The sequence below is a fragment of the Glaciimonas sp. OK215 genome (genome assembly GCF_057787885.1).
Genome location: NZ_CM173544.1, coordinates 3648484 through 3674695 on the forward strand (window position 1 = coordinate 3648484; position 26212 = coordinate 3674695).

General features: G+C 54.3%; 24 protein-coding genes and 4 pseudogenes. 7 read left to right on the forward strand and 21 right to left on the reverse strand.

Going from position 1 to position 26212, the window contains the following annotated elements; all coding sequences use genetic code 11:
- Positions 1-32: 32 nt before the first annotated feature.
- Positions 33-1073: a Rieske 2Fe-2S domain-containing protein gene (locus AC3CHX_RS16825; RefSeq protein WP_488629185.1), complete on the reverse strand. Its 1041-nt coding sequence runs from the start codon at positions 1071-1073 to the stop codon at positions 33-35.
- 747 nt (positions 1074-1820) lie between these two features.
- On the opposite strand from AC3CHX_RS16825, the gene AC3CHX_RS16830 reads away from it, so the two are divergent.
- Positions 1821-2264 carry a DUF3293 domain-containing protein gene (locus tag AC3CHX_RS16830; protein ID WP_488629186.1) on the forward strand — a complete coding sequence of 148 codons (444 nt, stop codon included), beginning with the start codon at positions 1821-1823 and terminating at the stop codon, positions 2262-2264.
- Positions 2265-2542: 278 nt separating this feature from the next.
- On the opposite strand, the pseudogene AC3CHX_RS16835 reads toward AC3CHX_RS16830, so the two are convergent.
- Positions 2543-2680, reverse strand: a pseudogene (locus tag AC3CHX_RS16835) (HU family DNA-binding protein); the annotation flags it as partial.
- A 130-nt stretch (positions 2681-2810) separates the two neighbouring features.
- Here AC3CHX_RS16835 and AC3CHX_RS16840 point away from each other — a divergent pair.
- A pseudogene (locus tag AC3CHX_RS16840) lies at positions 2811-3017 on the forward strand (integrase core domain-containing protein); the annotation flags it as partial.
- A 36-nt stretch (positions 3018-3053) separates the two neighbouring features.
- Here AC3CHX_RS16840 and AC3CHX_RS16845 read toward each other — a convergent pair.
- Positions 3054-3314, reverse strand: a complete 261-nt coding sequence (locus AC3CHX_RS16845) for a hypothetical protein (protein WP_488629187.1) — start codon at positions 3312-3314, stop codon at positions 3054-3056.
- Positions 3315-3467: 153 nt separating this feature from the next.
- Here AC3CHX_RS16845 and AC3CHX_RS16850 point away from each other — a divergent pair, with 153 nt between their 5' ends.
- On the forward strand, positions 3468-3905 hold the full coding sequence (locus AC3CHX_RS16850; RefSeq protein ID WP_488644845.1) for a DsbA family oxidoreductase: 438 nt from the start codon (positions 3468-3470) through the stop codon (positions 3903-3905).
- A 303-nt stretch (positions 3906-4208) separates the two neighbouring features.
- On the opposite strand, the gene AC3CHX_RS16855 is transcribed toward AC3CHX_RS16850, so the two are convergent.
- Together AC3CHX_RS16855 and AC3CHX_RS16860 are read right to left on the reverse strand one after the other, a co-directional pair.
- A complete protein-coding gene (locus tag AC3CHX_RS16855) occupies positions 4209-4541 on the reverse strand; it encodes a hypothetical protein (RefSeq protein ID WP_488629188.1) in 333 nt (110 codons plus the stop codon).
- 184 nt (positions 4542-4725) lie between these two features.
- A pseudogene (locus AC3CHX_RS16860) lies at positions 4726-5493 on the reverse strand (transposase); the annotation flags it as partial.
- Positions 5494-5619: 126 nt separating this feature from the next.
- Between AC3CHX_RS16860 and AC3CHX_RS16865 the strand changes: the two are divergent.
- Positions 5620-5766: pseudogene (locus AC3CHX_RS16865) on the forward strand (IS6 family transposase); the annotation flags it as partial.
- Positions 5767-5873: 107 nt separating this feature from the next.
- Here the strand turns inward: AC3CHX_RS16865 and AC3CHX_RS16870 are convergent.
- The 6 genes from AC3CHX_RS16870 to AC3CHX_RS16895 form a co-directional block, all read right to left on the reverse strand.
- Entirely contained in the window at positions 5874-7109 is a 1236-nt protein-coding gene (locus AC3CHX_RS16870; RefSeq protein WP_488629189.1) for an MFS transporter, read from the reverse strand.
- A 176-nt stretch (positions 7110-7285) separates the two neighbouring features.
- Positions 7286-8356, reverse strand: coding sequence for a porin (locus tag AC3CHX_RS16875; RefSeq protein WP_488629190.1), 1071 nt, complete (start codon positions 8354-8356; stop codon positions 7286-7288).
- A gap of 212 nt (positions 8357-8568) precedes the next feature.
- Complete coding sequence (locus AC3CHX_RS16880; RefSeq protein ID WP_488629191.1) at positions 8569-9162, reverse strand: malonic semialdehyde reductase; 594 nt, start codon at positions 9160-9162, stop codon at positions 8569-8571.
- Positions 9163-9227: 65 nt separating this feature from the next.
- Positions 9228-9983, reverse strand: a complete 756-nt coding sequence (locus tag AC3CHX_RS16885; RefSeq protein ID WP_488629192.1) for an SDR family NAD(P)-dependent oxidoreductase — start codon at positions 9981-9983, stop codon at positions 9228-9230.
- A gap of 8 nt (positions 9984-9991) precedes the next feature.
- The gene (hisD, locus tag AC3CHX_RS16890) at positions 9992-11293 is read right to left on the reverse strand and encodes a histidinol dehydrogenase (protein ID WP_488629193.1); all 1302 of its coding nucleotides are present in this window, start codon (positions 11291-11293) and stop codon (positions 9992-9994) included.
- Between the two features lie 568 nt (positions 11294-11861).
- Positions 11862-12596 (reverse strand): GntR family transcriptional regulator, encoded by a 735-nt coding sequence (locus tag AC3CHX_RS16895; RefSeq protein ID WP_488629194.1) that lies wholly within the window; start codon positions 12594-12596, stop codon positions 11862-11864.
- Between the two features lie 135 nt (positions 12597-12731).
- On the opposite strand from AC3CHX_RS16895, the gene AC3CHX_RS16900 reads away from it, so the two are divergent.
- Entirely contained in the window at positions 12732-13589 is an 858-nt protein-coding gene (locus AC3CHX_RS16900; RefSeq protein WP_488629195.1) for a fumarylacetoacetate hydrolase family protein, read from the forward strand.
- A 31-nt stretch (positions 13590-13620) separates the two neighbouring features.
- Complete coding sequence (locus AC3CHX_RS16905) at positions 13621-14577, forward strand: VOC family protein (protein WP_488644846.1); 957 nt, start codon at positions 13621-13623, stop codon at positions 14575-14577.
- 33 nt (positions 14578-14610) lie between these two features.
- Here AC3CHX_RS16905 and AC3CHX_RS16910 read toward each other — a convergent pair whose 3' ends face one another.
- From AC3CHX_RS16910 to AC3CHX_RS16920, 3 genes are read right to left on the reverse strand one after another with little or no spacing between them, the layout of a single operon-like run.
- Positions 14611-14922, reverse strand: coding sequence for a hypothetical protein (locus AC3CHX_RS16910; protein WP_488629196.1), 312 nt, complete (start codon positions 14920-14922; stop codon positions 14611-14613).
- Between the two features lie 31 nt (positions 14923-14953).
- Positions 14954-15850, reverse strand: a complete 897-nt coding sequence (locus AC3CHX_RS16915) for an SDR family oxidoreductase (RefSeq protein WP_488629197.1) — start codon at positions 15848-15850, stop codon at positions 14954-14956.
- Between the two features lie 45 nt (positions 15851-15895).
- Positions 15896-16645, reverse strand: a complete 750-nt coding sequence (locus AC3CHX_RS16920; protein ID WP_488629198.1) for an SDR family oxidoreductase — start codon at positions 16643-16645, stop codon at positions 15896-15898.
- Between the two features lie 163 nt (positions 16646-16808).
- Here AC3CHX_RS16920 and AC3CHX_RS16925 point away from each other — a divergent pair, with 163 nt between their 5' ends.
- Positions 16809-17711, forward strand: coding sequence for a LysR substrate-binding domain-containing protein (locus tag AC3CHX_RS16925; protein ID WP_488629199.1), 903 nt, complete (start codon positions 16809-16811; stop codon positions 17709-17711).
- Positions 17712-17816: 105 nt separating this feature from the next.
- Here the strand turns inward: AC3CHX_RS16925 and nagA are convergent, their stop codons facing one another.
- From nagA to AC3CHX_RS16960, 7 genes are all read right to left on the reverse strand, one after another.
- Positions 17817-18953: an N-acetylglucosamine-6-phosphate deacetylase gene (gene nagA, locus AC3CHX_RS16930; RefSeq protein ID WP_488629200.1), complete on the reverse strand. Its 1137-nt coding sequence runs from the start codon at positions 18951-18953 to the stop codon at positions 17817-17819.
- A gap of 69 nt (positions 18954-19022) precedes the next feature.
- Positions 19023-20087, reverse strand: a complete 1065-nt coding sequence (gene fba, locus AC3CHX_RS16935) for a class II fructose-bisphosphate aldolase (protein ID WP_488629201.1) — start codon at positions 20085-20087, stop codon at positions 19023-19025.
- Positions 20088-20114: 27 nt separating this feature from the next.
- Positions 20115-21191: a class 1 fructose-bisphosphatase gene (locus tag AC3CHX_RS16940; protein WP_488629202.1), complete on the reverse strand. Its 1077-nt coding sequence runs from the start codon at positions 21189-21191 to the stop codon at positions 20115-20117.
- 20 nt (positions 21192-21211) lie between these two features.
- Positions 21212-23227 carry a transketolase gene (tkt, locus tag AC3CHX_RS16945; RefSeq protein WP_488629203.1) on the reverse strand — a complete coding sequence of 672 codons (2016 nt, stop codon included), beginning with the start codon at positions 23225-23227 and terminating at the stop codon, positions 21212-21214.
- Between the two features lie 127 nt (positions 23228-23354).
- On the reverse strand, positions 23355-24452 hold the full coding sequence (locus AC3CHX_RS16950) for an alcohol dehydrogenase catalytic domain-containing protein (protein WP_488629204.1): 1098 nt from the start codon (positions 24450-24452) through the stop codon (positions 23355-23357).
- 57 nt (positions 24453-24509) lie between these two features.
- Complete coding sequence (gene dhaL, locus AC3CHX_RS16955; protein ID WP_488629205.1) at positions 24510-25184, reverse strand: dihydroxyacetone kinase subunit DhaL; 675 nt, start codon at positions 25182-25184, stop codon at positions 24510-24512.
- Positions 25181-26200, reverse strand: coding sequence for a dihydroxyacetone kinase subunit DhaK (locus tag AC3CHX_RS16960; RefSeq protein ID WP_488629206.1), 1020 nt, complete (start codon positions 26198-26200; stop codon positions 25181-25183). The genes dhaL and AC3CHX_RS16960 overlap by 4 nt, the downstream gene beginning before the upstream one ends.
- Between the last annotated feature and the right edge of the window lie 12 nt (positions 26201-26212).

A 26212-nucleotide genomic window follows, 5' to 3' on the forward strand; every position in this document is an offset into this window, starting at 1 on the left:
TTGGGCTTCTTTACATCTCACCCTCGGGCTGATTAAGTGACTTGTTTGTCGCCTTCGGCGCGAGCCTTGATGATACGGCGAGCTCGGTTGGGACCTACGTCAACGTGGATGTCGATCATGGGGCCTTCACCGAAACGGCACATATTGCGGTACTGCGCTTCGATGATTGCTTTGTCTTCTAGAAATGTCATAGCCGTCTGTTGATAAAGTGCTTCAAGACTATCTGGCTTGTCCGGATGAGATGATTTTGCTATCGTCCAAAAGTAATGGCTCGTCGTCGCGGTCTCCGGCGTAACACCGTGAAAGCCTCGAATATGCAGCCCACCACGTCGTGGATCGTCCAGCGATTCGGTATCTACATCGACAGCGCCAGTAAATATATTGAGATGACTGACGTGAAAGTCAATTTCCATCCAGCGATCAACCTTGCCTTTGAATGGCCAAACAGCAATATAAGTGGCGGGCGGTTCTGACGCTTTTAAAAAACGCACCACACGAACGCTTTCCGCATCGCTCGTTACTTCGTTTGATGCTTCCATGTGCGCCTTCGGGTTGCCACCGATTGTCTTTGAATGCACATAACCGACGTGACTTAGGTCAAGCAGGTTGTCATGAATGAGTTGATAGGGTGCGTCATAGTGGAATACCCCACCTTTGAATTGATATCGGGGATCCTCATGAGTGGTCACTTCCGGCGGTGCGCCGACGGGTTCGGTTATCGTGTCCGTGCTGTCGCTCTTACCCATCCAGATCCAAATGATCTGGTTTCTGATTTCGACACGATAAGCTCGCACACACGCTTTGACCGGAATTTTTGCCTGACCCGGAATTTCGATGCACTTACCATTCGGCGCATATAACAATCCATGGTAGCCGCAACGAATACCGCCTTCATCCAGCATGCCGGAGGAAAGTGGAAGGTTGCGATGACAGCAGCGATCCTCCAAAGCGGCAACTTCGCCGGATTCGGTGCGAAACAACACAACCGGCTGGCCCAGATAGGTGCGAGCCAAGGGCTTGTCTTCTAGCTCCCAAAGAAAACCTGCTACATACCATTGATTCAGCGGAAACATAATTTCTCCTAATGTGTAGCCTTGACGATGGCGCCTTGGCGATATTTTTATAAATAGGCATCTATGCAGACAATGCCTCGACGATTCGACGCGAAACAAAGTTGTTGAAGATCGTGCCAAATCACGTTTCAGTATTCATACTAAGAACGAAATCCGAAACGGTCGAGAGCATGCAGCGGGAGCCGCGTTAAAGATCTGTCCAGCAAATGGTCGCAGGTTGCGCAAAAATTTGGGAGACGCGTGCGTTGCCAACAATGAAGACCTTACCAGCCTGAGCTTGTCAGAGAGTCGTAAATACATCGCTGATATTGCACGGCAAGACAATGTTTCCAAATGGACCGTGATTCTTGTCTCCGAAATATCACCCTGTATTTGTGATTCTTTTGTTCGTCGATCATTTTATTTAAAACAGATTTTTATGAGATGATACCGATTTAGGATTATTTGAAAATAGAATTAAGCGAATAATATTTATTCAAATTTCGTATAATCATTTCGGTGATTGGGAATTGAAGGCGTTGATCGGCGCATTGATCATCGGCGTCACCGGAACCGCATTCGAGCAGATCGGGCCTTTACTGGTGATCTCTTCGACCAGCTTCACGCGAACACCGGCTGAACCTATGCCGCAAACCAAATGCGCCCACCGCACTTTGATACACGGCGCAGGCCAATGTTCTTTATCATGCGAGGATCGTGTGCACTAACGAAATAGATGGACACGTGTACACCATGGAAGAGAATGACATGAAAAAAGCCATGAACAACCCCACCGCAATCTCTTCAGAATTGGCTAAAGCTTATGCCGACGCCCGATACCAAGTCGCAGGCCCCCACGCGAACTTCACACTGCATCCCGGCGAATACTCGCCAGAACTGATGTCGCTGTATCGCCGCAACAACACATTTTCGTCGGCGTTTTTAACCGCTCACAACCCGCTATCGAACATCGTTACGGATGCGGAAAACGCGACCGCACAACATGCGCTCGAAGCCAAGCTGGCCGAGCTCGGATTGACGTTTCTGAGTGGTTACGGCTGCGATGGCGGTGGTGCGTGGCCGAAAGAAGTAAGCGCACTCGTTTTAGGAATCGATTTTGAAACCGCCCAGGCGATTGCGATCCGGTACGGCCAGAATGCGTTTTTGTTCGCGGCCGATGATGCTGTGCCGAGGTTGATTTTGAACCGATAACGGATGCGTTTTGCGCGATTCTTTCCGGCGCCGATCGTCCCGATATCGAAACACTCACGACAATTGCACACGGGGCGCCAGCGCCGAAGATGGCCCGTGGGCCTTCAATGCGCTGCCCGACGCCGTCGGTATCGGTCGTGATGGTCACGCCATCGAACGAGCTGGAAGCGGATAATTTTTAGGTCAACTTTCGTTGCATTCGTGCACGCTTGCGGCAAACGAACTGGCGTTTCGTTGACCTTCTCGCGCACTGGCCAAGACGCAGTCAAGCGCCGTTTTTATGTCGATTCCGGATAATCATCCTTGACCATGCATTTGGGCTTTTGACTGGGTTGGAAGGTAACAACACGACGCGCAGCAATGGAGATCTCTTCCCCAGTCTTCGGGTTACGGCCAGGTCGCTGGGGTGTCGCCCGCCGTACCGCCGAAGGGCTATCAGCCAAAGAAATTCATCGCTGTTTGAAGCGCTACATTATTTGAGAACTGTACCCGCTCATTCGGGCTGATCTATCAGATGCATCGAAAATTTCTTGGCATAGGAGCGTCAATGCCGTCGCGGAACGCTTCTTCTTAAATCTCAAGATGGAGCGCGTCTGCCAGAGCCAGTATGCCAACCACGCCGAGGCCAGGAAAGACATTACTGCGTACTTTGTCGGCTTCTACAACACCGAGCGATTGAATTCAGTATTGGGCAATCTGTCGCCCGCCACCAACGAGGAGCGTGTACTTATCGTCCGGTTTGAGGTTTTTTAGATTCATTGTTTGTCTCCAGGCCACCCTTTGGGCGTGCTATGTTTTGATCGTTAAGGGATAAAGATCGTGTGTGAAGTCATCGAGACGGGAAAAAGAAAGAAGGGTCTCGTTATTGAGCGACTGGATTCGCCTGCGCCAAGCCGCCAGAATCGCCAGCCGGTCTTCATTGGAGACATAGGGCACATGCCAGCCGATGAACGGCGGATGCACTTGCAGCCCGGTGTAGGCCAGGGTTCCTTGCAGGAGATGCTTCAACATGTCTTGCAGCGGCCCGTGGATGCCATCAGGTCTGAACATGTGCTCCTGCTATTGATTATTTATATTGAAGCCCGACTTAGACAAACGTTTTCATTGCTGCGAAATGGTCCACTCATTTACCTTTGCGTTTTTTGTAAAACAATTGAAGCACTTTGCCATATTCCGATTTCCTCTGACTGACCTTGGTCCTATATCGGTGAGATTCGGCTATTTAAAGCAATTCAAGACTTGGGCGATCAGATCGCGACTGAAATAAAGTGGCGGTCCTACGAGCTCAATCCAGATATGCCTGCTGACGGAAAAGATCGCAAAGAGTATCGCTCAGGAAAGTACGGCTGGGAGCGCTCGAAACTCATGGATGCGCAGGTGGAGGAAGTTGGCTCCCAGGATGGCTTGGCGTTCGATTATTCAAAGATTACACGTGCACCCAATACCCGCCTTGCGCATCGCTTGACTGAACTGGCAAAGCACTATGGTCGCGCCAACGATTACGTGAACAACGTATTTCATGCGTACTTTGAAAATGGAAAGGACATCGGCGACAAGGCGGTACTGTTCGCTATCATCGAACAGATTGGGATCGATAAAAAGCAGGCAGAAGCCTACCTAGACATTAACGAAGGCCTGTAGGAATTAATCGACGCCGAAAAAGAGGCACAGTTTCATGGAGTCAGTAGCGTACCGCAATTCGAAATTGGCAACCTGATTATCGGTGGGCAAAACCATGGACCGTATGTCGCGACGCGCTGGTAGCCGTAGCGTCATCTGCGAAAACACCTGCACCTGGACTTTCCTGCGACGTTAATATCGGTCTTTGCGCCGAGTAAGAGAGACACCTAATAGCCAGCCCAAGCATATTGGATTCGGCAGTTGCATCAAGAGTTCGCTTCGCCGGGCTGCGCCCTTGGCCTGCCTGCCGAACCCACTCATTATTCAAAAGAGGCTGAAAGGTATCAAGATTTCTGGCTCCCTAACATCGGAATGGGAAGGTGGGGTTAATTTCGCGCTTACGTTATTTTCAGAGGAAGGCGGCGGTGGTGCTGCCAAAGTGGTGGCAAGGTCAGAACAGATCCGTATCAGACCTGCATGCATCAGTTCATCCAGATGTTCTTGACCAAGACCGAGACCGGCCCCTTTCTTTAATAACGCGTCGCCACTATTTTTTCCGTCAACCAGCAATAGTAGTGTACGCAAACGCGATGCCAGTTTCTGGCTACGGGTTCTTATTTCTTCACGGCCTGAATCCGTTTTGTCAAAAATTATCATGATCTCCGTGCGCTCTTATGTAATTTATTTTCGCCAAATAACAGTACGACAAATTATTGCGAATTGCAATACAACAATGTGACAGTGCCGCATAACGATCCGAACTTCGTGCGTACTGAAATGCATTGTCGTATTCTCTGCTTTGCACCCAGCGATGATGCTGTCGCCCAACTCACCAGAAACGTTTCGCATCGACTGCCGTTTGAACGTTGTAGCCAACCATCCCGGTTCCGCGCGTCTTCATGGAGCGGGAATCAGGGTCGGTCAGGGAAATCTGTCCATCTGGCGCATCCTTGAGCTGGACCTCGATTTCCTTGAGTACCTGCATTTGTTTCTTGAGGGCGGCAATCTTGTCTTGCAAGCGTACTGTTCTCAATTGCGCTACGTCGGGTTCTTGACGGTCGGCGGTGTCGAGGGCCGTGAGATATTGATTGATGCTGTTTTCAATCTCTTTCATCCGCCGTTGCATTTTCTCTTTGGTGAAGTTCCGGTCGCGGTTGTTGACTGCCTTGAACTTACTACCGTCGATGGTGACGAGCGCGTCGGAGAACAGATCAAGATTCTTGCATAGCACCACAAACTCGCGAGACACATTACGAATCGCCTTGCCATTGTCTTTACGAAAGTCGGCAATCGTCTTGAAGTCGGGTGCCAATCGACCGGTCAGCCACATCAGTTCAACGTTACGTTGCGCTTCCCGTTCAAGACGTCGACTGGACTGGATGCGGTTGAGATAGCCGTAGATGTAAATCTTCAAGAGCATGGCGGGATGATACGAAGGCCGGCCAGTTTCCGCGGGAACGACGCCACCAAATCCGAGCATGGCCAGGTCCAGTTCGTCGACGAACACATCGACGACGCGCACTGGATTGTGTTCGGTGATGTAGTCATCCAAATGCTCGGGGAACAGCGTGCCTTGCGTGCGATGCTCTCCTTGGATAAAGCGCTTCATCTAGCTACCCCGCCGTTGGATGAGATAGCCAAATAACGTTTCGGGAATAACTTCGTTTACACAGATGGCCAAAAAAATGGTGAAAATGCAATCCCCTAAGAGCATCGCGTTTTCACACACTCTGGGCCGATGTTGGGATTCAAAGTTTTTCGCTGCGCGCGCATCATCCTGGACGGTATTGAGACGATGCACATGATCAAAAAGGGGCAGCTCAGCTGCCCCGAAGGCGAAGTCTCGTCCGCAGCGTCCCAGTTCTATTCCCTCGCTTTCTAACCAACTGCAGTCGGCGAGCGTCTAGCCGCCTCCATCGTCTTATCGCGACAAAACCGTGCTGAGTGGGTAGCGGCAGCGTGACCGATGCTCCGTAGCCTTGAGTAGGCTCAACTCTTTACTTCCATCAATCCGTTTGAAGCATCGATTTTCTTCGAGGTTGGCTCAGTGTCTGGCAGCAGCATCGTAGCGACACCCGCTAAACAATAGAACACTGCACATAACGCAATCCCAAAAGAAAGACCGTAGGCAGTGGCAATTCCCCCTAGCAGAAATGGCGAGAATGCCGATATTCCCCGGCCAGTGTTGAAGCAAAATCCAGCCCCTGTCGTTCGAATCCTTGTCGGGAAGAGCTCAGAAAAATATGATCCGAAAAGGCCAGCGAAGGCGATAAAGAACGAATAGACGGGACCTAACCAGAAGAGGGTGACATGGTCAGTCGTCACCGCATAGATTGGCAGCGTGATTGTCGTTCCAACAAACGAAAGAATAATGGCGCGCTTCTTTCCTATCGCGTCTGCGATATAGCCAAACACGTGATAACCAATGAATTGGCCGACACTCAGAAGAGTGATGAACATAGCCATCGAGTGAACGGAAAGCCCTCTCTCTCGCACTAAATACGTAGGCAACCATGTCGCTGCTCCCCAGTATGCCGTCAATGCGAACGTCGAGGCCATCGTACCAAGCAACGTTCGGCGGAGAAGCTCCGGCGCGAAAATCTCCCTCATCGAGACCGACTGTTGCGCGGTAGCCTTGTCTCTACGGACACTTCGCGCCTCCCATGCAGGCGATTCTGGGACACAAAAATAGACGTAAACAACGGCCGTTGCGACGGCGCCTCCACAGACCAGAAATAGGGCACGCCAACCGTACGTGGGCAGGACTGCGGCCGCGATCAACGCCGCAAGACCTCCGCCAACTGGAAACGAACTCAGGACAAAAGCAACAGCCCGGCCGCGCTGGGCTGCCGGCCAAGTCTCAGCTACATACGTTGAAGCGATGGCCCACAGCCCGCCCAGACCCAAGCCCGCCAGGAATCGCAATACAAGTATCTGCCACCATGCATTTGTCACTGCGATTGCAGCAGTAAAGCCCCCAAAAATGATGATGGAAAGAAGCAAGGACTTGCGCCGCCCGAAATTGTCCGAATATGAACCAAGCACGACGCTGCTGGCTCCAATTCCAATCAGGGTAGCTGTCACCAGCAAGCCCGCCTCGGAAGGGGACATTTTTATTGAATTCATCAAGATGGGCATCGCGATTGTAAGAACGATGATTTCCATCGAATCGAACATATAGCTGACGAAACAACCGATCAAGACCCGCCATTTAAGAGATTTCATGTTATTCCTTACGGTTGTCATCCGAACCATGCATTCGTACGGCATCGATCAGTGCTCAACCCAATGTTTCTAATTAACCTCATGGATATTGAGGTCATGAATTATGCCGTTCGGATAACGTATTAAATAATAGTATACGTATCCGTCTTTCATGGATTTACCTGTCAGGATTGGCTTCAGAACGAATGACTGATTCCCAAATACCCACCTATCTGTTTCTCGCCTGGAAGCGGGTTATTGCCCGATGCTTCAACTGAAAAATTGGCGGTCGCGCTATTCCGTACCTGACCTACCGTTGTATATAGCAACGTCCGCTTCGACAGACTGTAGTTCAAGCCAGTCATGAACAAATTTGCGTTTCCTGCACCGCCGCTATTGGTTGTAACCCGGAAAACGCCGCCGATGAGCTTTAGCGCGGGAGTTACCAGATAGTTTGCACCAACCCAGTAATGGTTGGCCTTGTTGGTAGCGCCGGCAACAGCTTGTGGCGAACGCAAGTTTTGGTAGCCCGCGAATAGTTTGAGCTTATCCAAAGTCAAAGTTCCGCCCAACATCAATTCTTTGGATGTTTCGAAAATGCTGACGTATTTGCCATCTATGTTGCGCACAACGTCGTAGACTGCACGCACTTCCATGGATGGCGTCGCATAAACAAGCGACACCGCGTCTTTTCGCAATGCTGTGGTTGATCCGGCCTGCTCGCCCAGGCTGATCTGAGCCGCAGCATTAAATCCGTTCCAGTCGGGCGTTTGATATTCGATCATGTTGGTCGTCGCCAGCCAGCTACGCCCCCGCACCAGGGTCGGTGTCCCAATGAATTGTTGGCCGCCCGGGTCGAGGCTATAGAAGGCCCCGCTGTCGAGAAACTTATTGCTTCCAATTTTCACGGATCCCCAGGTTGGACTACCCAAGCCAACGTAGGATCGACGATTGAAAAGCGCCGGACCATTGGTCGTCCCCTTACTGCTGTCGAAGCCGGATTCCAGTAAGAAAAACGCTTGCAAACCGCCGCCAAGGTCCTCGCTTCCCTTGAAGCCGAACCAGCTGGTCCCCCACTGGTTACCAGCAGCGCGCAAAAGATTTCCAGTTGAGCCATCCGGCTTTCGGACATTAGTCTGAAAATCCACGCCGGCGTCGACACGACCATATAGCGTAACGTTGGTTTGCGCTTGCACCTGGCTAACACAGGCGCAAGCGAGTATCGTTGCAGCGCCGAATTGCGAGGTTTTCAAAACAGATTTTTTCATTTCATCTCCTAAGTAAATAATATGGCGTTAGCCATTTTTTCGAGTCTGGAAAGCTCGATTTCTTGATTCGGACGACGCGAGTCACATAATTTTGGGTATAAAAGTCCCCAGATCCCATTGGATCTTTTAAAAATTTCAGATTGATTTGTTCCCGGGACCGGCCGGAAATCAGGGAGTAAAAATAGTTATGGCAAAAATTCGAACCTGTTCGTTTACAGCAATGAACAAGCCTGTTCGAACGTCAATCGAGGATTTCGAGGAAATATTTTTGCGCTATCGCCATAGCCAAGACCGCAAATAAAATTGGCTTTCACGACGCCATCCGGAAAAAATGCCTGATTGACCTTGCTTGCGTCAAATCCGGACATTGGCCCGCAATCCAGTTCCAAAGCCCTGGCGGCGATCATCAAATACGCGCCCTGCAAACTGCTATTTCTGAATGCGGTCGCCTCCGACAATACGTCATTGTCTTTGAAGAGATTGCTTGCATTCGGATTATGCGGAAACAGATATGGAAGCTGACCGAAGAATTTTGTATCGTATCCAATGATGGCGCACACGGGTGCACTGTTCACTTTATCGATATTACCCGGCGAAACTGCCGCAGCTAGACGGGATTTTGCTTCCGCACTTCTCAAAAAGATAATCCGCGCCGGACTGCAATTCATGCTCGTGGGACCAAATTTCATCAAATCATAAAGCTCGGTCAATATTGCGTCGCCGACCGGTTTCTTCGACCATCCGTTTTGACTTCTGGCTTCAGTAAAAAGCTGTTCGGATAATTCCTTAGATATTCTTGTCATCATCAATTTCCTGCTAAATGTTTAACTGCATGAATGGATCAGTGTTAATGAGGTAGGTTGGCAAACGGTTATTTCAGCGATCGCCCTCCATCTACGGGAATAATGATGCCGGTGGAAAACTTGAGATGGCTCGCTGCGGCAACGACTGCATCCGCCACTTCTACCGGCGACGCGAGGCGTCCCAGGACGGCGAGAGCGACTTGCTGGTCGCGCCACTCCTGATCCAGCGACTTGACGAATTCGGTGTCGATCAAGCCGGGCGAGACCGACACCACGCGGATCGAAGGGCCGAGCGCGCGCGCCAGCGACATCGTCATGTTGTCGATGGCGGCTTTGGACGCGCAGTAGATGACGTTGCTACCCATCGCCGTACGCGCCGCTATCGACGAAATATTCACAACAAGCCCGTCACCCTTGGCTGCCAGCAAACGCTTGAACGCTCGTATCACCGCAAACGGCCCACGGACGTTGGTTGCCAGAATCTCGTCGATGAGGCGGTCATCCAGTGCATCCAGATCGGCATGCTCTACGAAGCGCGTAGTGCCGGCACAATTGACGAGGATGTCGACACGGCCTAGCTTCGTGTCTATTGCCGCCGCTGCGGCCGACAACGCCGGTCCATCCGTCACCGGCATATGCACCGCGAGATGCGGGTGGCCACCGAGTTCGTTCACCAGTTTGTCGGCTGCTTGTCCTGAGCTGTTGTAGCCAGCCGCAACGGTGCAACCCTGAGCCGCCAAGGTATGACAGATGGCGGAGCCCAGGCCACCGGACGCGCCAGTGACGACGGCTACTTTTCCTTGAAGTGATAAATCGCGGTTCATGACCTGGTTTACTCCGCGCAAACCGCAGTGTTGGGCTTTCCGTAACGCCGTACCCGGATATCAGCCTGTTCCTGGTGGCCGGCAAAGCCTTCCAGCGCGCACAGGCGCGAGCAGTATTCGCCGATGAGCGCGGACGCCTCATCGGTCACAACACGTTGATAGGTGCAGGTCTTGATGAATTTTCCGACCCACAGGCCACCGGTAAAGCGCGCAGACTTCATGGTGGGCAGCGTGTGGTTGGTGCCGATCACCTTGTCACCGAACGACACATTGGTGCGCTGGCCGAGAAAGAGCCCGCCAAAGTTGGTCAGGTTATGGAGAAAGTAATCCGGGTCGGCGGTCATCACCTGCACGTGTTCAAATGCAAGACGGTCGGCTTCCTGCACCATCTCATCGACGCTGTCGCACAGGATGATTTCGCCATAGTCTTGCCATGCCACGCGCGCCACCGCTGCCGTGGATAGTTTAGCGAGCTGGCGCTCGATTTCGGCGGGGACCTCTGCCGCGAGTTTTGCGCAGGTTGTGAGCAGGATGGACGGTGAATTCGTACCGTGTTCCGCCTGGCCCAAGAGGTCGGCCACCGCCAGTTCAGCATCGCAGGTTTCGTCGGCGATTATCAGGGTTTCGGTCGGGCCTGCGAGCAAGTCGATACCGATCTTGCCGAATAGTTGACGTTTGGCTTCGGCAACAAACGCATTGCCGGGACCGACGATCATGTCGACCGCGCCGATCTGCTCAGTCCCCAGCGCCATTGCGGCGACCGCTTGCACGCCCCCCAGGCAATAGATTTCATCGGCACCGGCCAGATGCATCGCAGCGACGATTGCGGCATTGGGTTTGCCGTCGAATGGCGGCGCGACCGCCACCACACGTTTTACGCCCGCGACTTTGGCGGTCAGGACGCTCATGTGGGCGGAGGCGACCAATGGATACTTGCCACCGGGGATATAACAGCCGACAGAGCTCACTGGAATGTTTTTATGGCCGAGAATCACACCGGGCAAGGTTTCTACCTCGACGTCGCGCAAGCCCAGCATCTGAATTTCGGCGAAGCGGCGAATCTGTGCCTGCGCGAACCGGATGTCAATCAGGTTTTGTTCCGATAGCTCGGACATGCATTGCTGGATTTGCGCGTCCGAGAGGCGGAATACGTTTGGCGCCCATTTGTCGAATTTTTGTGAGTACTCCCGAACCGCCGCATCGCCGCGCTCTGAAATTTCCTTGATGATGCCCTCGACGGTTGAACGCACTTGCGTTGCAATTTCCGCCTTTGCCTCGACTGGCTTGCTGCTTTTCAAAATTCGTATCATCGTTTTCTCCTATGTTCAAAAAATGGTTATTTACAGAAGTTGCTTGAATCGACAGGCGAGCGAGAACCTATGTTCATCGCCATACCGCTCTCTCATCATCAAATTACCGTCGTACCGAAAGGGACAATCAGGGCACGCCCATGCCTGCGGTGGCTACCCTCATGCTGCGAATAAATCCGTGGCGTCGAATAGTCGACTTGTCGCTATCGTCTAGCTCTGCATACAGTAGAAAAGGGTTTTACGGTCTTCGCCGCCGAGCACGCATGGCACTCCTTATCTGAGATGAACTTTAGCACCCATTAAATACTAATTCAATAAAAATATATATTTTATTTTGCTAGGTAAGATCTGAAATAGGTTCGCACCGAGGTTGCCAATAGGAAAAAATGGGCTCCATACAAATTTTAGGAAAGTCAAATATGTATATCTACCAGGTTGAGGGAAGATAACTCGCAGAAGCCGGGCGGCTTGATAAGGAAGGATCGACGAGGCGATAGCCTCTGAGTCAGGGGGGGGGGAATGCGCCGAGCGTATTCCGGTGCGCGTCGGCGCTCGGCGGCGGTGGAGTTTATGCAACCAGGGAAGGATCTTGTTTGCGCTTTGGCTCTTCATGGTCAGACCCGGCGTCAATTGCCGAAAGACCGGCAATCACAATGTTCATGGTGACTTCCATGTGCTGGGCGAGCAGTTGCGCAGCGCGCGGCACGTTGCGCGCCACCGCAGCATTCATCAAGTCGAAGTGCTCCTGATTTGTATCGCGCTTGACCGTCTGGAAAGGTATTGAAAGTTGCCGGTAGCGCTCCGTCTGCTGGTAGAGCTGTAACCGAATTCGCAAAAGCCAGGGGCTGTCGCAGGCGGCAATCAGCTTTTGATGGAATTGGGTGTGCACGTTGGACCACCCATCGTTCAAGCGCACCGCGCCATCGGTACTGATGCGCTCTGGGGTCCGCGAGAGCAGGTGATAGGCCGCCACAAGGTCAGCCTCCCAGTTAACATCGCCGCATGACATTGCGCGCTCAAGGCAGATGGTTTCGATCTGAATCCTGGTACGCGTCAGGTCACGCAATTCTTCGATCGAGATCGGCGCGACCCGAAATCCTCTCTGCGGCTCGGCAATTACCAGCCCCTCCGCAGTAAGACGCGATAAAGCCTCACGCACAGCACCCAGGCTAACACCCAGACCTTCGCACAAGTCCTTTGTTTTGAGTTGCTCTCCCGGCTTGAACTTGCAAGATAGAACGTCAGCTCGCAATCGCTCGTACGCCACTTGAGTCAAACTCCCCTGCCCACTCAGTCCATTCATTTCATACTCTCGCACATTCTTAAGACACTACAAGTCTAGCACAAAATATATATTTTACTTGACTCAACATTTTGATTCACATTATAGTTTAATATATATATATTTTTCTTATCAACAAATCAGAAAGGTGTCCACGTGCGCTTTATTTCTTTCAATTTAAACGGCAAAGACGGGCTGGCCGTCGTTAATTCCTCCGGTGAAGCACGCGGTTACTTCGTCGGAGATTCCAAGTTCCCGGGTACGCTCGACACGCTGATACGGGATGGCGCGGCCGCATTGAAGGATGCCGGTCGGATATTGCAGGATGGTGCCTTGGTGAATATTCAAGATGCCGATTATTTGCCACCCTTTCTTGCAGCGGAAAAGATACTTTGCGTCGGCCTTAATTACGTCGACCATTCCAAGGAAAGCGGATACGATGTACCGAAGTATCCAACGATCTTCGGCCGTTTCAACTCAAGCTTGATAGGTCATAACGCACCCTTGATTCGCCCGCGCAACTCGATCCAGTTTGACTACGAAGGCGAATTGGTCGCCGTCATCGGCAAGAAAGGCCGGCACATTTTGAAGGACGCCGCGCTTGAGCACGTGGCCGGCTACTCCCTGTTCAATGATGGCTCGATACGCGATTTCCAGCACATGACGCCGCAATGGACCGTTGGCAAAAACTTCGACGGTACCGGCGCCTTCGGCCCCTGTTTCGTCACGGCGGATGAACTGCCGCCCGGCGCACGCGGTTTGCGGCTTCAAACCCGCTTGAATGGCGCTATCGTCCAGGAAGCGTCTACCGACGACCTCGTATTTGACGTCGCCACGTTGATTTCACTACTGAGTCAAGCCTTTACTTTGACGCCCGGAGATATCATTGTCACTGGCACACCGTCGGGCGTCGGCGCCGCACGCAAGCCGCCGCTGTTTATGAAAGCAGGAGACATCTGCGAAGTGGAAATCGAGGGTTTGGGTATTTTGCGCAATCCGGTCGCCGACGAATGACAGAAGCGCGACGCCAGACAGCGATATGAACATGACAACAGCTAACCACAGCGTGAGACGGCGTACAGATCGACTAGGCGTGCATTCGCTAGACCATTTCTGCATGACAGTGCCTGACCTGGAAATCGCACATCATTTTTATTCCACCTTCGGTCTGAACGTTCTCCGCGAAGACGGGGAGCTGCACCTGTACACGCATGGGCACCCCCATAGGTGGGCAATCCTCCGACGAGGACCGTCCAAGAAATTGCAATACCTGTCTTTCGGCGTATATGAGGAAGACTTTGACGCCTTTTGCGAACGGCTCGCCGTTACAGGCGTTGCTTTGGTGGATCCGCCCACCGACCATGATCGAGGCGGTCTGTGGATCCGGGATAATGAAGGAACCCTGCTGCAACTGAAAGTGGCAAAGAAGTGCTCGCCAGACGCCAAAGCGGCAGTCATCAATCTTGCCACGCCGCCCGGCGTTCGCGGTGTACAGGAGCGAGAGCGGGTGAGCGCAGTTCGGCCGCGGCACCTGTCGCACATCTTATTGTTCGCCTCGGACATGCCGCGTTCGCTAAGTTTTTACGTCGATATACTGGGATTGCGGCTTTCCGATAACGCAGGTACGGTGGCATTTCTGCATGGCGCACACGGCAGCGATCACCACCTGGTTGCCTTTGCTCAAGGTCGTGGTCGTGGCCTGCATCACTCGTCCTGGGACGTAGGATCGATTCAGGATGTCGGTCTTGGCGCCATGCAGATGGCGGCCCAAGGATATAAAGCCGGATGGGGCCTGGGACGGCACGTATTGGGATCAAATTTTTTCCATTATGTACGTGACCCCTGGAATAGCTACGCAGAATATTCTTGTGATATGGACTACGTTCCCAATACGATGGAATGGGAAGCGAAGGTGCATACGCCTGAAAATGCCTTTTATCTTTGGGCACCAGATCCTCCGGAGGATTTTGCGGTCAATTATGAAGCTAACATCCCGGCGTAAAATCCCTTAGCGTTGGCGGTCCAGATAAACGGCTTAGAGTTCTTGAAGTGAATATCTGGCACGCTCCATTCCGATCGACAGATTGATCGCGCTGGCGCAAAACCAGATAACACTAAAAACGACGAATAACGCGCTGCCGCTGATGCGTGGCGCCAACCAAGCCCGGCCTGCAAACAAGGCGCCCCACAACGCAAGTCCGCCTAAGATCACTTTGACGCTGTGCATATCACGCTCCGCGCATCGGCACGCACGCAGATCGATAGCGTTGCTCCAGCGATGACGGAAAAATAAAAAAATATTTCGGCACGGCACTCTCCCTGATTGCTGATCCGCACCATCCGCCATTGTTGATCCGATGGCGGATGATCTGTCCGGGCTAAGCGATGGTGGATGGATGCAACAAATCTGCGATACCGATGCGTCGCGCGAATTCTTCACGCACCCGTTCGGCGACTTCTGTGACTGCGCCAGCGCCATCGTCGATAAAGTCAATTACCGAACGGAACGGCCGTTCGCCAGCCGGCAGGTTGACGATGCGGGTCATTTCTTCGGCCACCGCCAGCGGATCTGCATGTTCCGGCGACATCGCCGCCAGGCGCGCCCCAATCTGGTCCATTAGACCGTTGTAACGTGCATAGGCTGCAGCCGTTTTCTGGTCGGCTGGCTTGCCAGCGTTGGGGAAATGATCGGTGCCACGCGTGAATGCCCCTGGAACGATGATCGACGTTTCTATACCGAAGCGAGCCAGTTCGTAAGACTGTGTGACTGCCAACGAATCCATTCCCGCCTTGGCCGCTGCGTATGGTCCGATGAACGGCGGAAAGCCACCGCGGGTGGTCGTGCTGCTGACCCACAGCAGCAAGCCCGATTGCTGCTCCCGCATCTGCGGCAGCACGGCGCGATTGACACGCTGGGCGCCAAGCACATTGGTATCGAATACCTGGATCATTTCTTCAGGGCTGAACGCTTCCGTCGGTCCGACCACCAAATGGCCGGCGTTGTGAACGACGACGTCAATGTGTCCTCGCTCGGAAATAATCTTCTCGGCTGCTGCATCGGCCGAGCTCTGCGATAACACGTCCAGTTCCACCGCGCGCAGATCAAATCCCTGGGCAAAGCTCCAGTCCTGCAGGTCACGCACCTTAGGCGCGTTCTTGCCATTGATATCGCGCATGCTTGCGTACACGGAATGTCCGGCCTGCGCTAGGGAACGTGCAGTCAGGTTGCCGATTCCGGCCGAGGCGCCTGTGACCAGGATGACTGATTTTTTCATGATGATTCCTTTCGATGAATTGATGCGGGGTCTGGACGCGTCCGATTAAACCAGGCCGCCGTTGGCACGCAAGGTCTGCCCATTGACCCAGGCGCTGGCAGGTCCCACCAAAAAGCTGACCGCTTTGGCGATATCTTCAGGAGTGCCCAAGCGTTCCAGCGGCGCGGCCTTAGACAAGCGTTCGATGACTTCAGGGCTTTTGCCGTTGAGGAACAAGTCGGTCGCTGTCGGTCCCGGAGCGACGGCGTTGACGGTGATCTGTTTGCCGCGCAATTCCTTGGCCATGATGTTGGTCATTACCTCGATTGCACCCTTGGTCGCGGCGTACACCGCGTAGCCGGGAAGTGCCAAGCCGATCACACTTGTGGAAAAGTTGACGATGCGTCCACCTGCCTGCAGGCGATTGGCCGCTGCACGCAGGGTGTTAAAGCTGCCCTTGAGATTGACGGCGATCAGGCGATCAAAGGTGCTGTCATCGGTGTCTGCCAACATGGGCAGATTTGGCGGCATGATTCCAGCATTGTTGACAAGAACGTCGACCCGGCCGAACGCCTGTATCGCCTGGTCGAACATCGCCTCGACTGCAACAGGATCGGCGACATCGGCCTGCACTGCGATGGCTTGCCCCTGGGCTGACACGATCCGGTCCACGACTTTTTGCGCTTCCACCGCGTTGCCGCTGTAATTAACGACGATGGCGTAACCGTCACTGCTGAGTTGTGCGGCGATGGCAGCGCCGATGCCACGGGATGCGCCGGTGACGATGGCGACTTGTTGGGATGAGGACTGTTGCATGATGAATTCCTAAGAAAATGGATTAAAGGTCAGTTGGGCTAACGTGCCTTTGTTGTTTGGCGGCGAGTCAGTGGATGCATTCTCGCAGCTGGAATGATTTGGATAAATATGCTTAGATTGCCATCATTATTCAGCCAGCATCAACAATCAGGAGTGGACATACATGGACCGTTTTGATGCAATGCGCCTCTTTACCCGCATCGTGGAGCTAGGCAGTTTCACTAAGGCGGCCAATGATTTACAGATGCCGCGGGCGACCGTGACATACACGATCCAGCAGATGGAAGCGCGCTTAGGCGTGCGCCTGCTGCAACGTACTACCCGCCATGTCAGGGCAACGCTGGATGGCAACGCTTATTACGCCCGTTGCATTCAACTCATAGCAGATCTGGAGGAAACGGAGACGGCCTTCGACGCCAGCGCATCAAATCCCAAGGGGAAGTTGCGCGTCGATATGCACGGCAGCCTGGCCATGCATTTTGTGCTGCCGCATTTGCCGCAATTTCTGACGCTGTATCCGGATATCGAACTTGAAATCGGCATGGGCGACCGCCTCGTCGATCTCGTTCGCGAAGGCATCGACTGCGCCTTGCGTGTAGGTGAATTGCGCGACTCCAGTCTGGTCGCCCGAAAAATTGCGGTGCTGCCGCAGGTTACCTGCGGCAGCACCGACTATCTGGAACGCTTCGGCACCCCGGATTCGATTGCCGCCTTGAACGAACACCTTGCCGTGAATTTCTTTTCATCGGTTAGCGGCAAGATCCTGCCTTTCGATTTTTTGGTCGATGGGGTGGAGCAGAGCTTGATGCTAAAAGGGAAAGTTGCAGTGAATAGTGCCGATGCTTACATACGTTGCTGCGAAGGCGGTCTCGGTCTGATCCAAGTTCCGCGCTATCACATTGAAAGTCAACTGGCAGCGGGAATTTTGGAAGAGGTTCTTGCCAGTTTCCGACCCGCGCCAATGCCCGTCTCTATCCTGTATCCGCATCACCGGCAGTTATCCCGTCGTGTGCGGGTGCTGGTTGACTGGGTCGCTGATCTGATGAGTCGCGCTGAAGGGATTTAATCAGATATTTCTAGTTTGAAGAAAAAATTTTTGGCCGCCGCTAGTAGAAAAGGATCCGCTCCGCCTTATCGCTGATTTCCATCAAATCCGTTTTTGAAGGTCACCTTAAGCATGACTGAGCTCGAGGTCAATCTGTTCTCCCTCTATGTACACCGCTTTGAGGTTTAGCTGGCGATCAAACACCAGAATGTCGGCATAACAGCCGGTTTTCAGACGGCCGCGTTCTGTGACGCCAAGATAATCGGCCGGATAAGTCGACGTGCGCAGCGAGGCTTCAGCCAGCTCAATCCCGAGCGACACCAGATTGCGCAAGGCCTGATCCATGGTCAGCGTACTGCCGGCCAAGGTGCCGTCGGCGCGGCGCACACCACCCATGCATTTGTGGACGACTTGTCGTCCCAGCATGTATTCGCCGTCCGGCATGCCCGACGCTGCGGTTGAATCGGTCACGCAATACAAGCGTGGAATGGCACGCAATGCCGTTTTGATGGCGCCGGGATGAACGTGCAGCAGGTCGGGAATCAGTTCGGCATATTCGGCATGCGCCAAGGCGGCGCCCGCCATGCCTGGTGCGCGGTGATGGAAGGAACTCATGGCATTGAACAGATGCGAAAACCCGGCTGCACCATTGTTGAGCGCCGCGACGCCATCCTCATAGGTGCCGAGCGTGTGACCGATCTGCACCCGCATGCCACTGGCACTCAGGGTCTTGACAAGTTCCAGGTGGCCGTCCACTTCCGGCGCTATCGTAATCAGTTTCAGCGGTGCGAAGCTGCGCAGCCAGTCGACCTGTTCGAGTGTTGCCTCCACCGCAAAGTCAGGCTGGGCGCCAAGCTTGCCTGGGTTGATGTACGGACCTTCAAGATGTGCGCCCAGCACGCGCGCGCTGCCGCTGCGACGCACGCGGCTGGCGCGGCCGATGGCACTCAACGCTGCTTCGAGATCAGCAACTGGCGCTGTCATGGTGGTCGCCAGCATGCTGGTAGTGCCATGCCGTGCCTGCATCTTTGCGATCACATGCACCGCTTCGCCGGCATCCATGACGTCCTGACCGCCGCCGCCATGAACATGCAGATCGATAAAGCCGGGCAAGATATAGTCACCGCTATGCGTGATGTGAGTCGGATCAAGGTCCAGGGCTTCGCCGCTGATGCCTGTTATCAGCTCGTGGAAGCTGATTGCACCGGCGATCCAGCCCTCGGTGGTCAGCACGTTGCCGTGCAGTTGTGAGATCGAAGGCATCAGATTTTCTCCGCAATAAAGGGGTATGGAACTCTTGGTGCGGATTGCTCTGGGCGCTTGGGTGAGTGATCATCCAAGCCTGCCCGACCGGTCTCCTTGGGCGTAGCGCTGCGCCATCCGTTCCAGCGGCGTTATCTTGATCTTCGACGCCTGCCCGGCTGAGCCGAACGCTTCAAAACGCACTTGGCATATTTCCCTGGCTGCCGCCGTGGCATCCTTGAAAAACTTGCGCGGATCGAATTCGGACGGATGCTGGGCCACGCTGCGACGCATTGCGCCGCTCATTGCCAGGCGAATATCGGTGTCGATATTGACCTTGCGCACACCGTGCTTGATACCTTCCAGAATTTCTTCGACCGGCACACCATAGGTTTCCTTCATGTCGCCGCCGTACTGGCGGATGATTTCCAGCCATTCCTGCGGCACGGAAGAGGAGCCGTGCATCACCAGGTGGGTATTGGGAATGCGCGCATGGATTTCCTTGATACGGCTAATCGCCAGAATGTCGCCGGTCGGCTTGCGGCTGAACTTGTAGGCACCATGGCTGGTACCGATCGCAATCGCCAACGCATCCACACCGGTGCGCTTGACGAAGTCCGCTGCCTGGGCAGGATCGGTTAGTAACTGGTCGTGCGACAGTATTCCCTCGGCACCGGAGCCGTCTTCCTCGCCCGCCTGACCGGATTCGAGCGAACCCAGACACCCCAGTTCACCCTCGACCGACACGCCGATATAATGAGCGAAGTCCACCACCTGACGGGTTACTTCCACGTTGTAATCGTAGGAGGAAGGGGTTTTCATATCTTCCATCAGCGAACCGTCCATCATCACGCTGGAAAACCCGGAACGGATCGAAGCCTGACATACCGCCGGGCTACCGCCATGGTCCTGATGCATGCAGATCGGGATATGCGGATAGGCTTCCACCGCCGCTTCCACCATCTTGCGTAAAAATGCTTCACCGGCATATTTACGCGCACCGGCCGAGGCCTGCAGGATCACCGGGCTGTCGCAAGCATCTGCTGCCTGCATGATAGCGAGAATCTGTTCCAGATTGTTGACGTTGAAAGCCGGTAGGCCATAGCGGTGTTCAGCAGCGTGGTCCAGCAGTTGGCGTAGCGATATGAGGGACATGCAAATTTCCTTTAACGGTCTGTGTAGTCAAGCGTTGAATTTTTTCACTGACACGGGATTCGGTACATCACTCTTCTGCGGCGCATTATGATAGCCCTCAATGCGCTCGACTTCATTGCGCGAACCGAAGATCAGGCCGATGCGCTGATGCAACGAGGTCGGTTGCACGGCCGTAATCGATTGACGGCCGGTACTGGCTTTACCGCCTGCCTGTTCCATGATGAAGCCGATCGGATTGGCTTCGTACAGCAGCCGCAGTCGACCTGGCTTGCTGGGGTCTTTTGAGTCGCGCGGATACATGAACACACCGCCGCGCATCAGAATGCGGTGCGCTTCGGCCACCATGGAGGCAATCCAGCGCATATTGAAGTCCTTTCCGCGCGTCCCTGTTTTACCGGCCATGCATTCATCCACATAGTGTTTAATCGGTTCTTCCCAAAAGCGGCTATTCGATGCGTTGATGGCAAATTCATTCGTATCGGGCGGGATTTGCAAGCTGGGATGGGTCAAAATGAATTCGCCCAAATTAGGGTCGAGAGTGAAGCCGTTGACGCCATTCCCCACGCTCAGCACTAGCATGGTTGATGGGCCGTAAATGGCATAGCCGGCAGCAAGTTGCTGCGAACCCGGTTGCAGGAAATCCTTTTCGCTGACGCTTTGGATACCATCCGGTGCGCGCAGTACCGAGAAAATACTGCCTACCGACAAATTCACGTCGATGTTGGAAGAGCCGTCAAGCGGGTCGAACACCAGCAGGTATTTTCCCTTGGGAAACTGGTGTGGAATCTGATACGGATCCTCCATTTCCTCTGATGCCATTCCTGCCAGTTGGCCACCCCGTTCCGTGACATGCAAGAAAGCATCGTTACTCATGACATCTAGTTTTTTTTGCGTCTCACCCTGGACATTGACTGAGCCGCCTGCGCCACCCGCATTGCCGAGTACACCGCCCAGCGCGCCAAAGGCCACTGCACGCGCAATACTCTTGCATGCCAGCGCAACATTCAGAATCAAGCTATTGAATTCGCCGCTGGCTTCTGGATAACGACGCCGTTCTTCAATCAAGAACTGGGCCAAAGTAGTGCGATGCTGGGACAAGGGCATGATAATTTCCGATAAGTTCATCATTCATAGTTCCGAACATGCTTCCATTGTGGAAGCAGTGCACGGACCGTATTACAGACATGCGGCACGGTAAACCCAAAATGTTCGTAGAGTGCGCTAGCCGGCCCGGACTCGCCAAACGTGTCCATGCCCACCACAGCGCCACGCAGCCCGACGTACTTGCGCCAGTAGTCGGACACACCCGCTTCAATGGCGATACGCGGCGCATGCTCCGGCAGCACTGCGTTCCGGTAGTCGGCATCCTGGCGATCGAAATTGTACGGCGATGGCATCGACACCACGCGGACAAATATCCCTTCGTTCAGCAATGCTTCCTGTGCCTTCATCGCCAGATCGACTTCGGAACCGGTGGCGATCAGCACGGCTTGTAGTTCACCGGCTTCTGCCTTCAGCACATAGCCGCCCTTGCGGATATCGGCCAGTTGCTGCGCGCTCTTCGGCTGGTACGGCAGGTTCTGCCGGCAGAAAATGAGGCTGGTCGGCGTCTGTTTGTGTTCAATTGCAACCTGCCACGCCACCAATGATTCAGCCGTGTCGGCAGGACGCCATACGTCCATGTTCGGGATCATGCGCAGCGTCGCGGTCTGTTCGACCGGTTGATGGGTCGGGCCGTCTTCGCCGAGGCCGATCGAATCGTGCGTGAACACATAAATGGGATTGATCTTCATCAGCGCGGCCATACGCAGCGCGTTGCGCGCGTATTCCGAGAACATCAGAAAGGTGCCTCCGAACGGGCGGAATCCACCGTACAGCGTGATGCCGTTCATGATCGCAGCCATGCCGAACTCGCGCACACCGTAATAGATGTAATTGCCGCCGTGTTGTCTGGAAACGCCGGATGCCTCTTTCCACAAGGTCAGGTTAGAACCGGCCAGGTCTGCCGAACCGCCAATCATTTCCGGTAAGCTGGGCGCCAATGCCTGAATGGCATTCTGGCTGGCCTTGCGGGTGGCAATGGTTTCAGCCTTGGCATTCACTGCCGTCAGTTGCTGCGCGACGTATCGATTGAAGTCGGCCGGCAATTCTCCATCGAGCCGACGCTGGAGTTCCGTCGCCAGCGCGGGGTGCGTTGCCTGATATTCGGCGAACAGCGCATCCCACTCGGCTTGCCGCCCTGCCCCCTCTTCCTTCGCATCCCATTCGGCGTAAATGTCGGACGGGATCTCGAACGGTGCATAGGGCCAGTCAAGGGCGGCCCTGGTGGCAGCAATTTCTTCGGCACCAAGCGGGGCGCCATGCACATCATGGCTACCTTGCTTGTGGGGCGATCCTTTGCCGATCACCGTCTTGCAGCAGATCAGCGTCGGTTTGCCTGCCTCTTTGGCGATATCGACGGCTGCATTGACAGCATCGACGTTGTGTCCATCAACATTGCGCACCACATGCCAGCCGTAAGCTTCAAAGCGCCTCGGGGTATCGTCGGTGAACCAGCCCGCCACGTGACCGTCGATCGAGATGCCGTTGTCATCGTAAAAAACGATCAGCTTCTCAAGACCCAGCGTACCGGCCAGCGAACAGACTTCGTGGGAGATGCCTTCCATCAGGCAGCCGTCACCGACAAACACATACGTGTGATGGTTGATTAAATCAAAGCCGTCACGGTTGAATTCGGCAGCCAGCATCTTCTCCGCCAGCGCCATGCCGATCGCATTCGCCAGACCCTGGCCGAGCGGACCGGTAGTGGTCTCGATGCCGGGCGCATAGCCATATTCCGGGTGGCCCGGGGTCTTGCTGTGCAATTGGCGGAATTGCTTGAGATCGGCTATCGTCAGCGCATAGCCGGTCAGATGCAACAGCGAATACAGCAGCATCGAGCCATGACCGTTGGAGAGTACGAAGCGGTCGCGATTCGGCCACTTCGGATTGGCCGGATTGTGGCGCAAGTGCTTGTGCCAGAGCGCCACCGCGATATCTGCCATGCCCATGGGCATGCCGGGATGGCCGGAATTGGCTTGCTGCACAGCATCCATGGCGAGGGTGCGGATGGCGTTGGCGAGGCGTTTGTGCTTGGGCATTAATGTCTCTTTCTAGAATTAAAGAGCATTCAAAATTGATTCAATTGCGATTGCGCAATATCTGAATGCGGTTTTTTTGCTGCCAATACTTGCCCACCACGGCAGCAATGCTGGCTACACTTTGGGATTATTTGGCGTCTGGCTTGAGCAAGACTTTGATCGAATCCATTGAGTCGGCCACTTTGATCGCCTGCTCCCATTCCGACAGGGAAAAGGTATGTGTGACGATGCCCTTTGATGTCACCAATCCGCGCGCGAGGAGGTCGATGGCTATCGGATAGCAGTCCGCGCTCAGATGCGCACCGCGCAGATCGAGTTCCTTTTCTTCGCCGATGATTGACCAGTCGACCGTGGTGTCTTTTCCGAACACACTGAACTCTACAAAACGCCCCAGTTTGCGAATCATGTTCAAGCCTTGAATCACGCCGATCGGTGCGCCGGTCGTTTCAATATAGACGTCGCAGCCATAGCCATCCGTCAAGGAGCGAAGAATCGCTTCTGCATCTTCCTTGCCAGGATTGATCACCACATCGGCACCGAATGTTTTGGCTAACGCTAATCGCTCATCTACCATATCGATGACAATCAGCTTTTTGGGCGTCTTCAAATGCGCTACCTGAACCATCAGCAAACCCAACGTTCCGGCCCCGGCAATCACCACCACGTCATCCAGTTGAATATCGCCGCGATTGACGGCATGGATGGAACATGACAGCGGTTCGGTAATCGCAGCATCTTCAAACGCAATACTTTCTGGAATTTTGTGGACGATTGCGCGTCTGGAGAGGCGCATGTAGTCGGCCATCCCGCCCTCGGCCACATCGCGCTGAAACCCATACACATCATGCACTTCGCACATCCAGCGGTAGCCCGTCTTGCAATACCGGCATTTGCCGCAGGGAACGATCTGCTCGGCAATGACGCGATCACCGACCTTGACGCCGTGGTGCTCTTCGGCTCCCTCTCCCACTTCGACCACATGCCCCCAGAACTCATGTCCGGGAATCACCGGCGGCTTGACGTACGACGGCTTGTTCTTCTCGGCATCGCCCCAAAACCTCGCCGCGCCGGCATAACATTTACAGTCACCGGCGCAGATGCCGCAGGAAGCGACCTTAATCACCACTTCGTCCGGCCCGGCTGCCGGGCGCTTGACGCGCTCAAGGCGATAGTCTTTGGGCGCGTGACAAACCACCGCGAGCATATCTTCATCGTGGAATTTCATTTTTTTCCGTATATTTTTCTAGGCGTAGAACCTGATATCCCGCAGGGCGTCAATGGCCTAAGACAAGTTTGATGAGTCATCTACTAGTTGCATCAGCGACTGGCCTATGCTGCGCAAGATCAGAAAGCTGGAGCAGGCGCCGGCGTCGAGTACGCCGATCGATCGATCCCCTAGTCTGGCTGCTCGGCCAATACGCGCACGTAGCGCGCGGGTCGAATCCATGCCGCTTTCAGCCGCCGCAATCATGTCGCTCAGACACGCCTTAAAAGACTTGTTCTGATCCAGTGCCTGCTTGTAAGCTTCTCGCGCCGGGATCAGCGTGTCGATCAAAGTCTTGTCGCCGACCTTGGCGTCGCCGATGGTCTGAACCGCCTCAATGGCGGCATCCAGCGCCTGGAAAAACAAGGCCTTGTCCAGAGTGTCATGTCCTTCCAGCGTCTCGCCAATAGCAAAAAAGAAGCTACCGTATAGCGGGCCCATCGAACCGCCAATGCCTTCCAGCAGCACCATCGAAAGATCGTCGAATGCGACCGATAATGGTGCGCTTTCCCCACGCTCTGCCAGCCGCAAGCCGCATTGGGTAAAGCCCTTGCTCATATTGATGCCGTGATCGCCGTCGCCGATGGCGCCATCCACCTCGCTCAGATACTGGCGATTGGCATTGATGGTATCGATCAGCTGATTGACCACCCAGCCGGCCTGGGTGACGTTTACAGAAATGTCCGTATTCATGCGTTGTTCTCCTTGTTGTCTCCTACTGTCAGGCCGATGCTGCTGCAGGCGTGCCGCATGCAGGTTTCGAGCTCAGTATCCAAGCGGGTCAGTGTGAGTGTTACACCCATCATTTCCAGCGAAGTAAACAGATTGCCGACGAACGAATAACGCACATTGAGTCCGGCTTCAGCCAGATAGTCCGCAACGTCGGCATACAAAATGTATTGTTCCATCAGCGGTGTTGCGCCCAGACCGGACAACAGGACCGAGACCGTATCGCCTCTGGCGAATGGCAGGTCCGGCAACAAGCGGTCAAGCATCATGCGCGCCATGTCCCGGGCCGGTACGACTGCCTGCACCGCGATCCCTGGCTCGCCGTGGTGGCCGATGCCAACTTCCATTTCGCCATGCTTGATCGTGAAGTTGGCTTTGCCTACAGCGGGGATGGTGCATGCAGATAAGCCAACGCCTATCGAGCGGGTGTTGTCTACCGCCTTTTGCGCCGCGCTGATCACTTCGTCCAAGGTCCCACCTTGTGCGGCTCTTGCACCGCCGACTTTCCACATCACGATTTCCCCGGCAACCCCACGCCGTTTAAGGATATCTTCAGGCGGTGCCGAGGCAGCATCATCGTTCGCCACCACCGTTCGCACCTGAATTCCAGCCCGTTCCGCCATCTTGATCGCCATCTTGACGTTCATGTTGTCACCGGCATAGTTGCCGTACAGGCAGGCAATACCGGCACCGCCGTCAGCCGCCTTGAAGGCATCGAAAAAAGATTTTGCGGTAGGTGAAGAAAACACTTCTCCGACTGCCACCGCATCCACCATATTGGGACCGACGTAACCGATAAACGCCGGTTCGTGGCCCGAGCCACCACCGGTGACAATCGCAACCCGCCCTTTTCGGGGCGCAGCGACATGTCTGACAACGCGCGGATTTTCCGGGACAACGATCAGTTCAGGATGGGCCGCAAGTATGCCTCTCAGCATGTCCTCGACAACCATATCGGGATTGTTGATCACTCTGTTCATTTTGTTCCTCTA

Bases quoted from the DNA above. Each gene is read 5' to 3' on its own strand.
- AC3CHX_RS16825 (WP_488629185.1), bottom strand. From the start codon at position 1,073: ATGTTTCCGCTGAATCAATGGTATGTAGCAGGTTTTCTTTGGGAGCTA.
- AC3CHX_RS16855 (WP_488629188.1), bottom strand. From the start codon at position 4,541: ATGATAATTTTTGACAAAACGGATTCAGGCCGTGAAGAAATAAGAACC.
- AC3CHX_RS16940 (WP_488629202.1), bottom strand. From the start codon at position 21,191: ATGCCCTTGTCCCAGCATCGCACTACTTTGGCCCAGTTCTTGATTGAA.
- AC3CHX_RS16875 (WP_488629190.1), bottom strand. From the start codon at position 8,356: ATGAAAAAATCTGTTTTGAAAACCTCGCAATTCGGCGCTGCAACGATA.
- AC3CHX_RS16910 (WP_488629196.1), bottom strand. From the start codon at position 14,922: ATGGCGGATGGTGCGGATCAGCAATCAGGGAGAGTGCCGTGCCGAAAT.
- AC3CHX_RS16870 (WP_488629189.1), bottom strand. From the start codon at position 7,109: ATGAAATCTCTTAAATGGCGGGTCTTGATCGGTTGTTTCGTCAGCTAT.
- hisD (WP_488629193.1), bottom strand. From the start codon at position 11,293: ATGATACGAATTTTGAAAAGCAGCAAGCCAGTCGAGGCAAAGGCGGAA.
- AC3CHX_RS16905 (WP_488644846.1), top strand. From the start codon at position 13,621: ATGACAACAGCTAACCACAGCGTGAGACGGCGTACAGATCGACTAGGC.
- AC3CHX_RS16885 (WP_488629192.1), bottom strand. From the start codon at position 9,983: ATGAACCGCGATTTATCACTTCAAGGAAAAGTAGCCGTCGTCACTGGC.
- dhaL (WP_488629205.1), bottom strand. From the start codon at position 25,184: ATGAATACGGACATTTCTGTAAACGTCACCCAGGCCGGCTGGGTGGTC.
- tkt (WP_488629203.1), bottom strand. From the start codon at position 23,227: ATGCCCAAGCACAAACGCCTCGCCAACGCCATCCGCACCCTCGCCATG.
- AC3CHX_RS16915 (WP_488629197.1), bottom strand. From the start codon at position 15,850: ATGAAAAAATCAGTCATCCTGGTCACAGGCGCCTCGGCCGGAATCGGC.
- AC3CHX_RS16845 (WP_488629187.1), bottom strand. From the start codon at position 3,314: ATGTTCAGACCTGATGGCATCCACGGGCCGCTGCAAGACATGTTGAAG.
- AC3CHX_RS16895 (WP_488629194.1), bottom strand. From the start codon at position 12,596: ATGAATGGACTGAGTGGGCAGGGGAGTTTGACTCAAGTGGCGTACGAG.
- AC3CHX_RS16880 (WP_488629191.1), bottom strand. From the start codon at position 9,162: ATGATGACAAGAATATCTAAGGAATTATCCGAACAGCTTTTTACTGAA.
- fba (WP_488629201.1), bottom strand. From the start codon at position 20,087: ATGTCCCTCATATCGCTACGCCAACTGCTGGACCACGCTGCTGAACAC.
- nagA (WP_488629200.1), bottom strand. From the start codon at position 18,953: ATGCCTTCGATCTCACAACTGCACGGCAACGTGCTGACCACCGAGGGC.
- AC3CHX_RS16830 (WP_488629186.1), top strand. From the start codon at position 1,821: ATGAAAAAAGCCATGAACAACCCCACCGCAATCTCTTCAGAATTGGCT.
- AC3CHX_RS16950 (WP_488629204.1), bottom strand. From the start codon at position 24,452: ATGAAATTCCACGATGAAGATATGCTCGCGGTGGTTTGTCACGCGCCC.
- AC3CHX_RS16960 (WP_488629206.1), bottom strand. From the start codon at position 26,200: ATGAACAGAGTGATCAACAATCCCGATATGGTTGTCGAGGACATGCTG.
- AC3CHX_RS16925 (WP_488629199.1), top strand. From the start codon at position 16,809: ATGGACCGTTTTGATGCAATGCGCCTCTTTACCCGCATCGTGGAGCTA.
- AC3CHX_RS16920 (WP_488629198.1), bottom strand. From the start codon at position 16,645: ATGCAACAGTCCTCATCCCAACAAGTCGCCATCGTCACCGGCGCATCC.